Below are 14,925 nucleotides of genomic sequence, written 5' to 3'. Positions count from 1 at the left end.
AAAGCAGGCCCGCTGCCTAGCGTGGTGGGGTGCTCGACTCCTCGGCCGCCGGACTGCTCACCGGACTGACCCTCATCGTGGCCATCGGCGCGCAGAACGCGTTCGTGCTGCGTCAGGGCCTGGCCCGCGAGCACGTGGCCGTCGTCGTGGGGATCTGCGCGGTCTCCGACCTGCTGCTCATCGTGGGGGGCGTCGCCGGGATCGGGACGGTCGTCGAGCAGGCAGCCTGGGTGCTCGACGCGATCCGCTGGTTCGGCGTCGCCTTCCTCGTCGCGTACGGCGTCGGTTCGCTGCTCAAGGCCCGGCACAGCGGCGGCCTGTCCGCCGGCACCCCGGACCCCATCTCCCGGCGAGCGGCCGTGCTCACCGCCACCGCGCTGACCTGGCTCAACCCGCACGTCTACCTCGACACCGTGCTGCTGCTGGGGTCGATCGCCAACACGCACGGCAGTGACGGCCGCTGGTGGTTCGCCACATGTGCCGGCCTCGCCTCGGTGCTGTGGTTCTCCGGGCTGGGGTTCGGGGCGCGGCTGCTGTCTCCGCTGCTCGCGCTGCCGCGGGCCTGGCAGGTGCTCGACGTCCTCATCGGCCTGACCATGCTCGGTATCGCTGTCCTTCTGGCCCGGGGGTGAGCCACCACTAGGCTCCGGACGCATGGGTGCGACCACGGGTGAGCAGACCGACGACCGCGATGAGCTGGCCGGCTACGTCGAGATCTGGTGGCAGGCGATCAACGCCTTCCTCGACCTGCTCGAGTCGGTGCCCGAGGAGCAGTGGGACACCCCCACCGACCTGGCCGGTTGGGACGTCCGCGCGGTCGCGAGCCACACCGCACACCTCGAGGGCATCCTCGCCGGTGCACCTGAAGAGACTGCGGACGTCGGGGAGCCGCCCCACGTGACCAGCCTGATGGGCCTCTACACCGAGATCGGGGTGGTCAACCGTCGCGATGCCACCCCCGACGCGATCATCAACGAGATCCGCTCCGCCGTCACCGCGCGCCACACCGCTCTGCTGGCTGATCCTCCGACCGACGCCTCCGGGCAGCCGTCGCCGATCTTCGGCGGGGTGCCGTGGACCTGGCGGACCCTGCTCCGCAACCGCCCCCTCGACGTCTGGATGCACGAGCAGGACATCAGGCGCGCCATCGGCCGGCCCGGCGGGATGGACACCGCCCCGGCGCGGCACACCGCCGAGTACCTCGCGGAGAGCCTCGGCTTCGTGCTGGGCAAGAAGGTCGGCGCGCCACCCGGCACGACGCTGGTGCTCGACATGGACGGCAGCGAGCCCTTCGCGTTCGCGGTCAACGACGCCGGCCGCGGTGAGCGGCTGCCGCAGGCACCGGCCGACCCCACCGTCACGCTGCGCATGGACCGCGAGAGCTTCATCCGGCTGGCCGGCGGCCGCTGCGAAGCCGAGCCGGGTGCGGTCTCCGTCGAGGGCGACCAGGACCTGGGCGCTCGGATCGTGGTGTCACTCGCCACCACGCCCTGACCGAACCCTCAGTCCCCGTCGCGCAACCGCACCATGCCCGCCAGCGTGGCGACGTACAGCGAACCGTCGGGCGCCAACGTCACCGCGGAGTAGTGGTTGTTGAACATCGACCCGGTGCCGGTCCGCACGGAGAACGCGGTGTTCCCGGTTGCGGCGTCGATCGCGGTGACGTACCAGGCCTGCACGCCCCACCGGCTGGACCGCGTGGTGTAGGCGTAGACGAGCCCGTTGACCAGTGACGCCTTGGCCACCGAGGTGGGGGCGATCTCCTCGGAGGTCCAGGCGACCTGGCACTCCCGGCCACCGGTGCCGTCGGCTGGTACGGCGTCGACCCGGGCGAGCCCCCCGGGGGTGGCGCGGCCCAAGGTGGTGGTCAGCGGGCTGTCGTAGCCGTAGTTGTTCTCGACGACGACACTTGCCTCGCCCACCGCGACCAGTGAGTTGTCGGTGGCGCTCTCGGCCGCCGAGAACACCGGCGCCTCACAGACCAGGCTCCCGGAGCGGGCGTCGTAGAACTGCACGTGCATCCGCGGCTCGGCGTTGTCGGTGATCGCGACCAGTCCACTCGGCAGGACGGTGGGCGTGGTCCCGCTGCCGGCACTGAGCTGGCCCGGCTTGTGCTGGGTACCGTTGTCGTAGGCCGTGCGCCACAGCGTCTCCGGGGCAGCGTCGCCGACGGCGAGCTTGTAGAGCGCCTCCACGGTGACGACGTAGAGGCCCTCGGCGTCGACCGCCATCGAGTTGGCGATCTCCTCGTCCAGGTCGAGGACGGTGGACTCACCCGACTCGCCCGCGTGCCCGACCCGGCCATCCTGGCTGACCCACCAGGTGCCGAGGCCGTCCCAGTCGGGCATCAGGGCGACTAGGCAGTCGTCCTCGGGGATGACCCCGGTGAGGTCGATGGTGCGCTCGAAGGTGAGGTCGACGGTGTCGACGACGACGATCGTGCGCCGGGTGGTGCCGACGAAGGCCCGGTCGTCGCGGTCGAGGTAGAAGTAGGCGCCGCCGCAGATGTCCTCCCACGGCCGCTTGCCGTTGTTGCCGGTGCGTCCGGGCAGCTCCAGGGTGTCGACCGGGTCCATCGAGTCGGGGTCGACCACGTGGAGGACCGGGCCGGTGACGCTGCCACAGAGGCCGACGATCCGGTCCTTCGAGTCGAACGCCAGGGTCGCGCACTCCTTGACGCCGTACCACGCCGAGTCGACCTGGACGTCCTTGCCCAGCGGCCCCGGCCCGGCGTAGGCATCGGTGGCCCAGCCGTCGACGTGCATCGAGCTCTTGCCGTTCGTCGTCAGGTGGGGGTGCTGGTCGATCTGGAGGGAGATGGGCTTCGGGGTCGCCTCCTCACCCTCGAAGGACGGCGTCACGAGCAGCCCACCGCCCGGCGGGATCGGGAGGCGTCCGTCGGGGATGACCAACACCGCACCGACCGCGACCGCGATGACCACCGTGAACACCAGCAGCTGCCCCCAGGACGGCCACACCGCACGACGCACCCGCGGCACGAGCAGCGCCAGCACGGCGAGGAGCAGCGCCCACGGCCCCACCGCGAGGTATGCCGCCACCACCCCGACCAGGGTCAGGGTGCGCAGGAGCCTCACCCCTCGACCCGCTCGGTCGTGGCGAACAGGCTGGCGTAGGCGTTGATCGCCGGCTGGCCGCCGAGGTGGGCGTAGAGCACCGTCGAGTCGGGACCGATGTCCCCGTTGCGCACCAGGTCGATGAGTCCGGCCATCGACTTCCCCTCGTAGACGGGGTCGAGAATGACTCCCTCGAGCTGACCTGTCAGCCGGATGGCGTCCAGGGTCGACTGGACAGGCACCCCGTAGACGTCACCGGCCCAGCCCTCGAGCACGGTGATCTCGTCGTCGCGAAGGTCGCGGCCCAAGCCGATCAGCTCGGCGGTGCTCCGGGCGATCCGGGAGACCTGGTCACGGGTCTTGTCCAGCGTCGCCGAGGCGTCGATGCCGATCACCCGACGCGGCCGGCCGCCGGCCTGCTCGAGTGAGGCGAACCCCGCGACCATCCCGGCGTGGGTCGAGCCGGTGACCGTGCACACCACCACCGTGTCGAAGAAGACGCCGAGCTCGCGTTCCTGCTGCTCGACCTCGACGGCCCAGTTGGCGAACCCCAGGCCACCCAGCGGGTGGTCGGAGGCGCCGGCCGGGATGGCGTAGGGCCTCCCTCCCCGCGCCTCGACGTCCGAGAGCGCCTGGCGCCAGGAGTCACGGAACCCGATGTCGAACCCGGCCGGGTCCAGCCTCACCTCCGCGCCCATGATCCGGCTCAGCATGATGTTGCCGACCTGAGTGCTCAGCGGGTCAGTCCAGCTCGGCACCCAGTTCTCCTGCACCAGCACGCACCCCAGGCCGAGGTGCGCGGCGACCGCGGCGACCTGACGGGTGTGGTTGGACTGGTAGCCACCGATCGAGACCAAGGTGTCTGCGCCCTGGGCGAGCGCGTCGGGGACGAGGTACTCCAGCTTGCGAGTCTTGTTGCCGCCGAAGGCCAGGCCGGCGTTGCAGTCGTCGCGCTTGGCCCAGATCTGCGCCCCGGCTCCACCGTCGGCCAGGTAGGCGCTGAGCCGGGGCAACGGGTGCACCGGGCTCGGCCCGAAAGTCAGGCGGTGCCGCGGGAAGTCGGAAAGGGCCATGGCGCATTCAAGCGCACAGCCGTGGGTTCGTCCGGAGATGGTGCGGGGACCGCCTGCAACGCAGACGGCCCCCGGTGGCCGCCAACCCGGGGGGCGCCGGCGGCCGTGCGCGGGTCTCGCACAAGGCCCTGCGCTCCTCCAGAGTGGACCCAAGTGGTGCTCGGCCGGTGCCCTTCGCCCGGAACTGCGCAAGCCGGATAGGGGCCGTCGCGGCGTGGACACCGACGAGGGGGCAACTCGCGGTCCCGAGCACCACGGGTGCTCCATGATGGTCTCCGTCCGCAACCCCCCGGCGGTCAGACAGGAACATGGTGGCGTCACCGTGAGCGACAACCGCAGCGGCGCTGAGCAGATCCGCAGCCGCACGACCGACCCCGACGAGGCCGAGCACGTGGTCACCGAGGTCTACCTGCCACACCGGCTGAGCCTGCCCGCCGGCGTCTCCACCGTCGACCTGGACCTGGTCGCCGTGAGGTACGGCGCGCTCCTGGCTGGGAAGGTCTCCTACGGTCGCGCTGTCGACATCCGCACGGCCGACACCGCCGAGGTGCACATCAACCTGCAGCTGGCCGGCCGGGCCGTGATGCGCAGCGGTCGAGGCCCGGAGAGCCTGGTCGAGCCCGGCGCGGGCAACGTGCTCCACCCAGGCGCCCCGGCCCATCTCACGTGGTCGGCCGACACCGCCCAGCTCGCCCTGATGGTCTCGCAGTCCGCCCTGGAGGACGAGCTCTCCCGGCTGCTCGGACGCAGCCTCGTCCAGCCGCTCGAGCTCGAGTGGGACCTGGACCTGCACGGTGAGCTCGGGCTGGCCTGGGACCCCGTCGTCACGCTGCTCCTGGAATCGTTGGACGACCCGGGTCCGCTGGCCGCCCAGCCGGTCGCGGCCCGGCACGTCGAGGCGCTGGTGCTCGACGGCCTCCTGCTGGGACACAGTCACAACTACCGCGACCTGCTCGACGCGCCGGCGCCCGCCGGGAGCTACAGCGCGATCGCCCGCGCGGTCGAGCTCATCGAAGCGCGGCCCGAGGCGGGCTGGACGACGGTCCGGCTCGCGCGCGAGGTGCATCTGAGCGTGCGCGCCCTGCAGGCCGGGTTCCGCCGGGACCGCGACGTGTCACCGATGACCTACCTGCGCCAGGTCCGGCTGCGCCGGGCACGGGAGGTCCTGCTCGCCGCGACCCCCGAGACCACCACCGTCCGGTTCGTGGCGACCCGGTTCGGCCTCCTCCACCTCGGCCGGTTCGCGGCGGCCTATCGGGCGGCGTACGGCGAGTCGCCGGTCGAGACGCTGCGCCGTCCACCGCCTGGCTGACAGATGGCGCATGATCGAGCCATGAGCTACCCATCACCTGTCTATCTCGGCGACGGCGGCGAGGTGACCGCCCGGTTCCGCTCCGTCGACACCCCACCCGACCTGCCCCGCCCGGGCGGCGGCGCCGCGGCCTACCTGGCCACGGGCGCGACCACCAACGGTCGTTTCGGCCTCTACCGCTGGGACATGGGCACCGAGCCCGGCGGCGCCCAGCCGCACTTCCACCGGACCATGAGCGAGTCGTTCTTCGTGCTCTCCGGGGCACCCGAGCTCTACGACGGCAGCACGTGGACCCCCGGGAGGCCCGGCGACTTCCTCTACGTGCCCGAAGGCGGTGTCCACGGGTTCCGCAACCAGTCCGGCGAGCCCGCCTCGCTCCTGATCCTCTTCGCGCCCGGGGCGCCGCGCGAGGCCTACTTCGAGGGGCTCGTCGAGATGGCGGAGGGCCGCTGGACCCCGACCCACGACGAGCTCCAGGCGTTCCTCGAGGAGCACGACAACATCTACCTCTGAAGCCGTTGGGCATGATGGCGCCCATGGCCGACCCCCGCGCTGGACAGCCCGCCGAACCACACGATCTCGTCGACCTGCCGCACCTGGTCACGGCCTACTACACCGGTGTCCCCGACCCGGAGAACGTCGACCAGCAGGTCGCGTTCGGCACCAGCGGACACCGGGGGTCGTCGCTGAAGACATCGTTCAACGAGACCCACATCCTGGCGACCACGCAGGCGATCTGTGACTACCGCCGGGAGCAGGGCTATGACGGCCCGCTGTTCCTGGGCCGCGACACCCACGGCCTGTCCGAGCCGGCCTGGGCCTCGGCACTCGAGGTGCTCGCCGCCAACGAGGTGACGGTGCTGGTCGACGCCCGGGACGCCTACACCCCGACTCCCGGCGTCTCCCACGCGATCCTGACCGCCAACGGTGGGCGCACCACCGGCAGCGGCCTGGCCGACGGGATCGTGGTGACGCCCTCCCACAACCCGCCCTACGACGGTGGGTTCAAGTACAACCCGCCGCACGGTGGTCCGGCCGACACGGACGCGACGAAGGTGATCGCGGCCCGGGCCAACCAGCTGATCCGCGACGGCCTCGAAGAGGTGCGGCGCATCCCGTTCGCCCGCGCCCGCGAGGCGGCCGGCTCCTACGACTTCCTCGGCGCCTACGTCGACGACCTGCCGAGCGTCGTCGACCTGGCCGCGGTCAAGGAGGCGGGCGTGCGCATCGGCGCCGACCCTCTGGGCGGCGCGTCAGTGCACTACTGGGGCGAGATCGCCGACCGGCACGGCCTCGAGCTGACCGTGGTCAACCCGCTGGTCGACGCCACCTGGCGGTTCATGACCCTCGACTGGGACGGCAAGATCCGGATGGACTGCTCCTCCCCCTCGGCGATGGCCTCGCTCGTCGCGCAGAGGTCGGCGTACGACGTGGCGACCGGCAACGACGCGGACGCGGACCGGCACGGCATCGTCACCCCGGACGCGGGGCTCATGAACCCCAACCACTACCTCGCGGTCGCGATCGGCTACCTCTTCGGTGGCCACCGACCGGGGTGGCCGGACACCGCGCGGATCGGCAAGACCCTGGTGTCGAGCTCGATGATCGACCGGGTCGCCGCCTCGCTGGGCAAGCCGCTCGTCGAGGTGCCCGTCGGGTTCAAGTGGTTCGTCCCCGGGCTGCTGGACGGGTCGTTCGGCTTCGGCGGCGAGGAGTCCGCGGGCGCGTCGTTCCTGCGCCAGGACGGCCGGGCCTGGACCACCGACAAGGACGGGCTGATCCTCTGCCTGCTCGCGGCCGAGATCATCGCGACGACCGGGCGCTCGCCGTCAGAGCACTACGCCGAGCTGGTCTCCACGCACGGCGACCCGGCGTACGCCCGCATCGACGCCCCAGCGAACCGCGAGCAGAAGGCCGCGCTGGCCGCGCTGTCCCCCGACGCGGTCACCGCCACCGAGCTGGCCGGCGAGGCGATCACCGCGAAGCTGACCTCCGCCCCCGGCAACAACGCCCCCATCGGCGGCCTCAAGGTGACGACCGAGTCGGCCTGGTTCGCCGCGCGGCCCTCGGGCACCGAGGACGTCTACAAGATCTACGCCGAGTCGTTCCGCGGTCCCGAGCACCTCGCCCAGGTGCAGGCCGAGGCCCGGGACGTGGTGTCGGCCGCCCTGGGCTGAGACGCGCCGCCCCGGACACCTTGCGCAACCAAAGGTTGCATCAGCAGCCCGCGCGAGCTACGGTGACATGCAACCGTTGGTTGCACTAAATCGCCGCCGACACGACGAGACGGGATCCGATCACCATGACGACACAGTCATCCATCCAGGACACCAGCGTGGCCCGCGACTACTCGACGTCCTTCACGGTCGAGCAGTCACCGGACCAGGTGTTCGCCGCCATCGTGGACGTCGGCGCCTGGTGGACGGGCGAGATCGAGGGGCGGGCAGACGAGGTGGGCTCCGAGTTCACCTACCGGCATCCCCCGCAGCACGACAGCCGCCAGCGCGTGGTCGAGCTCGAGCCGGGCCGCCGCGTGGTCTGGCGGGTCACCGACAGCCACCTGTCCTTCATCTCCGAGCCGGATGAGTGGACCGGCAGCGAGATCGTGTTCGAGCTCGAGCCGGTGTCCGGCGGCACCGAGCTGAGGTTCACCCACGTCGGGCTGGTGCCGGACGTCGAGTGCTTCGGGGCGTGCTCCACGGGCTGGGCCCACTACGTCAACGGCAGCCTGCGCAGCCTGATCACCACGGGCGAGGGCCTGCCCGACCCGTGGTGACCGGTTCGCCGTCATGAGAACCGGGTGTGGCCGAGCGCACGGCCTGAGGTCCCACCGGCCGGCGTACCGGCCGCGACCCCGGAGGAGGTCGACGCGGCGCGCGCGATCTTCGCCGCCGCCGGGCTGAACGCGCCCTGACCTCCACCAGCGGGCCTACATAGACTGCTCCGGTGACGGTGCTGCGGGAGACGCGCGGTGCCGTCACCGATGCCGGGCACGTGGTGGTCGACGCCGCCCGGCTCCTGGTGCGACACCTACCCGCGCTGCTGACGGTCTTCCTGCTCGGCCTGGCCGCGCGCAACGGTGCGATGTGGGCGGCTGTGCTGCTCGGTCGCGACCACGTGGTGCTCGCCGCGCTCATGGTCCCGCTGGCACCGCTGTCGATGGTGGTGGCGTTCGTGGTGATGCTCCGCATCGTGGGTGGCCCGCTGACGACGGCCGGGAGTGACGGTTCGACGTCTCGACGGGTGGCGGTGCTGACGTCGGCGCTGGTCCCGTTCCTCGCCGTCTACACGCTGACCGGCGAGCTCAAGGCGGATCGGGACCAGTTCATCAACGAGAGCTACGCCGACGAGTGGTACCACGGCGCCTCGCTCGCGACCACCGGAGAGTTCGCCGACCGGACGCTGGCCGACGTGACCAGCTGGCAGATCATCCTGATCGCAGTCGTCCTCGTCATCAGGGTCGCCATCGACCTGCTCGACCTCGAGGAGCGGCACGCGGCGTGGGGGCTCGTCCAGGTCCTGGTCGAGGTGACGTGGCTGACCTGGGCAGCGAGTCTCCTCACGTCTCACTGGAGGGACGCGCGCGAGTGGTTGGGAGACCGGGCTGTCGTCGCCTGGGCCGAGGACGCCTGGCGATCGATGACGGAGCTGTTCGGGCCGCTGCACGCTGTAGGCGGCCTGGTGGCCGACCTGTTCGACCGGCTCGGGGTGATCGTGCTCACCCCGATGGCCTGGCTGGCCGTGGGCGCCGTGGTCATCGCCGGCGGGCTCCCCGTGAGCCGCCGGGCGCGGCTCGACCTGCCCAGCCCGGCACGACGGATCCGCGACCGGGTCACACCAGGGCTCGCTCGGTGGCGCGCCCCGCGATCGCGGGCCACCGCCAAGCTGGTCGAGCTGCTCGGTCGTCGGTTCGGGGACCTGGCGGACGGTCTGCGCATCCTCCTCCACGCAGGGGTACTGCCGGTGCTGGCCTTCTGCCTGGTCCTGCCCCTGGCCCGGGTGGCGGAGTGGGGGGCGGCCGGGGCACTGCGGACGCTTCTCGGCCCGCGCGACCCCGACACCATGGTCGCGTTCTTTCCCTACCTCGACATCGTCACGCGGGCGGCCTACACGGTGGTCGTCGTGGTCGTCGTCGTGGCCGCCGTCGACCGGCTCCTGCTCCGGCGGGGCACCTCCGAGCAGGAGCTCGCGGTCTCGGAGGAGGTCACCGCCCGATGACGTCGATCTCGACGTAGTCGGTCGGCTCCCACCAGAGCCGGACGGCGGCCGGCACCGCGTCCGCCGCCGCGACCGCGAACACCGCGACGCGGTAGGTCGGCAGCCGGGGCAGGACCTCCTCGTCGCGAGCGCCGTCGTAGTCCGGCCCCTTGCGGTTGCCCGGCTCGCACGAGGTGGACGGGAGGAGCACGTCGCCGACGTCCCCGCCGACCGCCACGGCCTCCCGGCCGTCGGTGTCGACGAGGGAGACCTTGCAGCCGCCGAGCGGGACCTCGGGGTCGACCTCGAACTCCAGCGAGATCCGCCACACCGCCACGCCGGCCGGGGGCTCCACGGGTTCCGGGCCGGAGTAGCCCTCGACCCACGTCGCGGGGCGGACGTCGACCAGCGTCACGGCGAACCTGCGCTCGTGCTCACTGCCCTTCTCGTCCACCCAGCGATCGACCATGTCCACGGGCTCGCCCTGGCGCCCGGAGGTCTCGGCCCGGAGCTCGCCGGGCCACCAGTAGAGCTGCAGGCGGCTCGCCGAGGTGGCGAGGACCAACAGCACCGCGACCGGCAGGAGGACCAGCCACCGCCACCTCACGGCCGCCCCCCGATCGTCGGCGCGGGCACCTCGAGGGCGGGGGCACCCGAGGCCCGGTCGGCATCCTCCGCGGTCAGGCCCAGGTCGACCTCAGCGACCACGTCGTACCGCTGCTCGAAGCGCTCACGGGCCAGTCGCAGGCGCAGGCTGCCCAGGGCATCGGGCGGCACCTCGAAGAACGCCACGCATCCCACCGGGACGCCAGGAGGCCCGGCCGGGCAGACGTTGTCGTTGCGTCCGCCGAGCGACCACACGCGGCCGGCGGCGTCGCTGAGCTCGGCGAAGCCCAGCGCCGTGTTCTCGCGCTCGGGCACGACGGTGTATTCGACCAGGACCCAGACGCCGGGGCTGTGCTGCTCGGTGCCGTACTCCACGAGGGTCCTCGCCACCCGGACGGCGTCGACCTCCACGGCCATCGTGCGCAGGTCGACGCGCTCAGCCATCTCGGCGGCCCTCACGAACGGCCGGGACCCCGGGTCGTCCATCTCGTCCGGGAGCCACCCGTCGAGCATCGTGCCCAGCCCGAGGAGCACCAGGCCGACGACGCCCACACCGAGCAGGTGCCACCACCTGCCCACAGTCACCATGCCACGGTCACCATGCCACGGTCACCATGCCTCCTCGCTCGGCCGCTCGTCCGGGAGCGGGGCGACGTCTAGCGTCACCCGGGCGAAGGGCTCGGGGTCGAACCACCCGACCGTCGAGACGTCGAGGGAGCTGGCTCGGCGCACGTGCTTCAGCAGCGTCACCGTCAGCTCCGTCGGGACGTCGGCCTCGTCGATGTCGAACACGACGAGGACCCGGTAGTCGAGCCCGGGCCCCAGCCCCAGGAGGGACGAGCCGTCGTCGGCGACCAGCAAGGAGGAGAGCTCTCCCTCGGTGCCCGGTTCGTTGTAGTAGCTGTAGGTCGTCGGCAGGTCCGCCGCGAACGCGGCCGTGACGATGTCGCTGCCCACCGACTCGTGATAGCCGAGGGCGAGTGCCCCCTCGACCACGACGTACGCCCGGCCGGGCTCGGCGGCCCGGCCGAACAGCTCGTACGCCGCCTCGGCCCGGTCGAGGCTCACCCGCAGCGGGGTCACCTCGACCTCGACGCCCGGCTCCAGGACACGCACGTCGTCCGGCGTGGTGCGCGCCCACCCGCCCAGCGCGCCGACCAGCAGGGCCAGCACGGCGAGGGCGACGGCGGCGCCGAAGGCACGCCGATGCCTGCGCAGCATGCTCCCGCGGGGTGTCGGCTCCCGAGAGTCAGGCACGGGCGGAGTCTAGGCATCGAGCCACGCCACGCCGGGCCGGGGCTTGTCGTGGGGGGCCCGGTGACGACACGGTGAGCAGGTGAGCGTCGACGTCCGCCAGGACGAGGTCCGGCCCGAGCTGCCCCGACCGGACGCCGGGCTCGCCGTCCTCATCTCGCTGGTTGTCGCGCTGCTCATCACCATCGGCGAGATCGACCACCTGCTGGCCCAGGTGCTCGACGACGGGCGGACATGGTCACCGACCGGGCTGACCGGCCTCACCTCGGCGCTGCATCCGGGCGAGACCCTGGACGGCTGGGAGTTCTTCGCCGACCGGGCCCAGACCGTCAACGGCCAGGTCGACGGCTGGCTGCGCATCTACGCCGCGGCCGACATCACCCTGGCTGCGACGTACGCGCTCCTCGGCTTCGTCTGGTTCCGCAGGTTCGTGCCCTCCAGGCTCGGCCGGGCCGGAGTCGTCCTGGTGCTGGCGGGCGCGGGCGCGGACTTCCTGGAGAACCTGCTGATCGGGCTGGGCGCGCCGCTGGGCTGGCTGCTGCTGACGGCGACCGTGGTCAAGTGGGTGACGTTGCTGCCCGCGGCGCTGCTCGCACTGTGGACGCTGCGCCGGACCCTGGCCCGCCTGCCCAAGGCGTTCTACACGCACCGCTACTCCGCGGTGATCGTGCTGCCATTGGCCCTGCTGAGCCTGGGGCGCGGACCTGACCTGCTCGAGCAGCTGCCCGACATCCAGCGCGCCTGGGCCGACCCCGGACACCACGCCGACTTCCTCTGGGCCGGTGTCGTGATGGCCGCACTGGTCGTGGCCACTCTCTTCATCGGGCGGCAGCGGACCGGCCACCTGTGGCGACGCACCTGTCCGGAGTGGGCCGGGGAAGGCCACCCGTGCACGGCAGACGAGTGCCCGGTGCAGGCCAGGCGCGAGCACGACGAGGCACCGAAGCCGCTGCTGCGCCTGTGGTTCCTCGGGCCCGCGGTGCTCGGTCTCGCTGCCGTCGGGCTGGGCCTGGCCGGTGCCGACATCGGCAGGATCCGGCTGCTGGTGTTCTGCTCGTTCCCCCTCGCGGTCGGGACAGTGTCGTTGGTCCTCCGTCGCCGGTGGGACGACCAGGACGACTCGCGTCGCCCGACGCGGGCGGCCATCGGGATCCAGCGCTTCCGGACCACCGCCCTGGTCGGTGACGTGCTGGTGGGGCTGCTGCCGGTGGTCGCCGGCCTCGGCGCGATCCGGGCGTTCGCGGGTCCGATCGCACTGTCGGGGGCGACCGCGTGGTCGGGTGCACTCTTCGTCGCCGGCTGGGTCGCCCTGCTGACCGCGTGGCCCGCCCTGGCCTGGGCCCACCACAGGCTGGAGCAGTGGGGACGCGGGCTGCCCGCCGACTTCGCCGCCGACGGGCCTGTCGAACGGCTGCTCGTGCAGCTCACCCCCGGGATCTCGATGAACCGGGGCGAGCTCCCCGCCGACGACCCCGACGCAGACATGGACGACCGGATCCGGAGGTTCTTCCGCGGCTTCGCCCCGCAACGGACCGCATGGACCGTGCTCCTGGTCAGCGGCGTCGTGATGGTGCTGGTCGGCCTGCTGCCGGTCCTGCTCGCCGACCAGGTCGGGGTGATCGCGACCTTCCAGCTCGCCCTGGGCAGCCTGAGCGTGCTCATCGCGTCGTCGGTGATCCTGTTCCAGCCCGGTGGCGCGCCGGAGGTCTTCTGGCCCCTGCGCATCCCCTTCGCACCCGTCACCACCCTGGTGGTGCTGGCCTGTCTCTTCGCCGCCCTGGCCGGCGGCGACGACGTCCACCGGATCCGGCCGTACGCCGGGCCGGGCGCGGACTTCGCCGCCGCGGACCGCCCCGAGCTCGACCGTGTCTTCACGACCTGGCTGAGGACGGGCCGCTCGTGTGCCGAGCCGCTGCCCGTCCAGTCACCGTCCGGCGCGACCGAGCTGAAGGTCCGGCCCCTGCTGCTCTACGCCGCGGAGGGCGGCGGTATCCGCGCGGCCTACTGGACCACCGCGGCGATCGACCGGCTCGCCACTCCGGCGGCCGCGACCGGCGACGCCGTCAAGCCGGTGTGCCGCAGCGCGATGCTGTCCTCCGGCGCCAGTGGTGGGTCGGTCGGCCTGTCCATCGCGTCGGTCCGCGACGCCGGCACGGCGGCCGACGCAGTCACCGCGATCGCCGGACCCGAGGCCCTGGGCGCGGCCTCCGACGGTCTCGTGGTGCGCGACACCATCTATGCGGCCACCGGCGTACCCGTCCCCTCGCTCCTCGACGACCGGCCCGGCCGGGCCACCTGGTCGGACCGCGGGACCCTGATCGAGCAGGCCTGGGAGGAGGGCATCGACGGCTTCGACCGTCCGTTCCTGCGGCCCCGCCCCGCCCTGCGCTGGGACTGGGGACCCACCGGGGCGCTGGTCGTCAACTCGGTCTCTCCCACGACGTCGTGCCGCACCCTGATCAGCCAGGTGCAGCTGCCCGGCGAAGGCACCTCGGAGTGCGCACCCGGCCAGCCCGCCGCCGCGAGCACGGACCTGGTCCAGTGCACGGGCCAGCTGCGCACGGTCACCGCCGCACTGCTGACCGCCCGCTTCCCCTACGTCACCCCGTCCGGCGTCGTCGACTGCCCCGGACCGGACGGCGTGCTGCCAAGTGGCGACGACGTCGCCACCCAGGTCGTGGACGGCGGCTACGCCGAGAACACCGGTGTCGGCACCCTGCTCGACCTGATGCCCCGGGTGCTCGAGGACGTGCGCCACCACAACAGCTGCGTGCTCTCCGCCGACACCAGCCCCGATTCCGGCCCCGACTCCAGCCCCGACTCCAGCCCCGACTCCAGCCCCGGCGGCGCCTGTCGGGGCGAGCCCGCCGCGGACACGCTCGTGGTCCCGCTTCTCGTCTACTTCGACAACGGCACCGGGTCCGACCTGGTCAGCCGGCCGCGCGGCGTCACCCTGGAGGCGCTGGTTCCGCCGATCACGATCCTGAAGGCCAAGGGCGCGCTCTACTCCGCCCGCGCCCAGCTCGAGCGGGCCCACGCGATGCTCGCCACCGACCAGCTCTGGTCGTCCTCGTCCGACCTCGGAGCCGCCGCCGCAGCGGCGGTCGACGAGTGGCGAGGCAACCAGGTCGCAGTGGCCTACCAGGCCACCCGGCCGGGCCTCGCCGCTCCGCTGGGCTGGGTGCTGTCCGCGGGCAGCATCGCCGCGATGGACGGTGCCCTCTGCAAGCAGGACCCCGTCGAGGACCTCGAGTTCGGCGCCACCCGTGACACGGTCGCGTCCGTCGACGACAGTCCGGACGCAGTCGAGGTCGACCCACCGACCCGGTTCGGCACGATCGACGACGTGCTCGACCTCCTGCCCGGGGGGTCGGCGGGCTGCTCTGGCCGCTAGCGCGTGGACGCGGGT

General features: G+C 72.3%; 13 protein-coding genes. 8 read left to right on the top strand and 5 right to left on the bottom strand.

Annotation, left to right across the window (positions count from 1 at the left end):
- Positions 1-29: 29 nt before the first annotated feature.
- Together ACYVC6_RS04875 and ACYVC6_RS04870 are read left to right on the top strand one after the other, a co-directional pair.
- On the top strand, positions 30-632 hold the full coding sequence (locus ACYVC6_RS04875) for a LysE/ArgO family amino acid transporter (protein WP_460711539.1): 603 nt from the start codon (positions 30-32) through the stop codon (positions 630-632).
- Between the two features lie 22 nt (positions 633-654).
- Complete coding sequence (locus ACYVC6_RS04870; protein ID WP_460711537.1) at positions 655-1,494, top strand: maleylpyruvate isomerase family mycothiol-dependent enzyme; 840 nt, start codon at positions 655-657, stop codon at positions 1,492-1,494.
- An 8-nt stretch (positions 1,495-1,502) separates the two neighbouring features.
- Here the strand turns inward: ACYVC6_RS04870 and ACYVC6_RS04865 are convergent, their stop codons facing one another.
- Both ACYVC6_RS04865 and ACYVC6_RS04860 read right to left on the bottom strand, forming a co-directional pair.
- Positions 1,503-3,095 (bottom strand): hypothetical protein, encoded by a 1,593-nt coding sequence (locus ACYVC6_RS04865; protein WP_460711535.1) that lies wholly within the window; start codon positions 3,093-3,095, stop codon positions 1,503-1,505.
- On the bottom strand, positions 3,092-4,147 hold the full coding sequence (locus tag ACYVC6_RS04860; protein ID WP_460711533.1) for a 1-aminocyclopropane-1-carboxylate deaminase: 1,056 nt from the start codon (positions 4,145-4,147) through the stop codon (positions 3,092-3,094). The genes ACYVC6_RS04865 and ACYVC6_RS04860 overlap by 4 nt, the downstream gene beginning before the upstream one ends.
- Before the next feature lie 322 nt (positions 4,148-4,469).
- Here ACYVC6_RS04860 and ACYVC6_RS04855 point away from each other — a divergent pair, with 322 nt between their 5' ends.
- The 5 genes from ACYVC6_RS04855 to ACYVC6_RS04835 all read left to right on the top strand — a co-directional run bounded on the left by ACYVC6_RS04855 (position 4,470) and on the right by ACYVC6_RS04835 (position 9,677).
- Positions 4,470-5,459 (top strand): AraC family transcriptional regulator, encoded by a 990-nt coding sequence (locus ACYVC6_RS04855; RefSeq protein ID WP_460711531.1) that lies wholly within the window; start codon positions 4,470-4,472, stop codon positions 5,457-5,459.
- Positions 5,460-5,480: 21 nt separating this feature from the next.
- Positions 5,481-5,972, top strand: coding sequence for a cupin domain-containing protein (locus tag ACYVC6_RS04850; RefSeq protein ID WP_460711529.1), 492 nt, complete (start codon positions 5,481-5,483; stop codon positions 5,970-5,972).
- A 23-nt stretch (positions 5,973-5,995) separates the two neighbouring features.
- A complete protein-coding gene (pgm, locus tag ACYVC6_RS04845) occupies positions 5,996-7,636 on the top strand; it encodes a phosphoglucomutase (alpha-D-glucose-1,6-bisphosphate-dependent) (RefSeq protein WP_460711527.1) in 1,641 nt (546 codons plus the stop codon).
- Positions 7,637-7,761: 125 nt separating this feature from the next.
- On the top strand, positions 7,762-8,235 hold the full coding sequence (locus ACYVC6_RS04840) for an SRPBCC family protein (RefSeq protein ID WP_460711525.1): 474 nt from the start codon (positions 7,762-7,764) through the stop codon (positions 8,233-8,235).
- A 170-nt stretch (positions 8,236-8,405) separates the two neighbouring features.
- Positions 8,406-9,677, top strand: a complete 1,272-nt coding sequence (locus ACYVC6_RS04835) for a hypothetical protein (RefSeq protein ID WP_460711523.1) — start codon at positions 8,406-8,408, stop codon at positions 9,675-9,677.
- On the opposite strand, the gene ACYVC6_RS04830 is transcribed toward ACYVC6_RS04835, so the two are convergent.
- The 3 genes from ACYVC6_RS04830 to ACYVC6_RS04820 are packed head-to-tail and all read right to left on the bottom strand — an operon-like array spanning position 9,664 to position 11,519.
- Positions 9,664-10,263, bottom strand: a complete 600-nt coding sequence (locus ACYVC6_RS04830; protein ID WP_460711521.1) for a hypothetical protein — start codon at positions 10,261-10,263, stop codon at positions 9,664-9,666. The two genes, ACYVC6_RS04835 and ACYVC6_RS04830, sit on opposite strands and share 14 nt — an antisense overlap.
- Complete coding sequence (locus tag ACYVC6_RS04825; protein ID WP_460711519.1) at positions 10,260-10,847, bottom strand: hypothetical protein; 588 nt, start codon at positions 10,845-10,847, stop codon at positions 10,260-10,262. Before ACYVC6_RS04825 ends, ACYVC6_RS04830 begins: the two co-directional genes overlap by 4 nt.
- Positions 10,848-10,871: 24 nt before the next feature.
- Positions 10,872-11,519, bottom strand: a complete 648-nt coding sequence (locus ACYVC6_RS04820; protein WP_460711517.1) for a hypothetical protein — start codon at positions 11,517-11,519, stop codon at positions 10,872-10,874.
- Positions 11,520-11,598: 79 nt separating this feature from the next.
- Here ACYVC6_RS04820 and ACYVC6_RS04815 point away from each other — a divergent pair, with 79 nt between their 5' ends.
- A complete protein-coding gene (locus ACYVC6_RS04815) occupies positions 11,599-14,910 on the top strand; it encodes a hypothetical protein (RefSeq protein ID WP_460711515.1) in 3,312 nt (1,103 codons plus the stop codon).
- Positions 14,911-14,925 lie beyond the last annotated feature (15 nt).

The organism is Nocardioides dilutus (assembly GCF_054779555.1).
The sequence above is the reverse complement of the archived record's forward strand: the minus strand, read 5'-3'. Positions and strand labels throughout refer to the sequence as shown.

What these genes read in the sequence shown, in the direction of transcription:
- ACYVC6_RS04870 (WP_460711537.1), top strand. Translation starts at nt 655, where the DNA reads ATGGGTGCGACCACGGGTGAGCAGACCGACGACCGCGATGAGCTGGCC.
- ACYVC6_RS04860 (WP_460711533.1), bottom strand. Translation starts at nt 4,147, where the DNA reads ATGGCCCTTTCCGACTTCCCGCGGCACCGCCTGACTTTCGGGCCGAGC.
- ACYVC6_RS04850 (WP_460711529.1), top strand. Translation starts at nt 5,481, where the DNA reads ATGAGCTACCCATCACCTGTCTATCTCGGCGACGGCGGCGAGGTGACC.
- pgm (WP_460711527.1), top strand. Translation starts at nt 5,996, where the DNA reads ATGGCCGACCCCCGCGCTGGACAGCCCGCCGAACCACACGATCTCGTC.
- ACYVC6_RS04840 (WP_460711525.1), top strand. Translation starts at nt 7,762, where the DNA reads ATGACGACACAGTCATCCATCCAGGACACCAGCGTGGCCCGCGACTAC.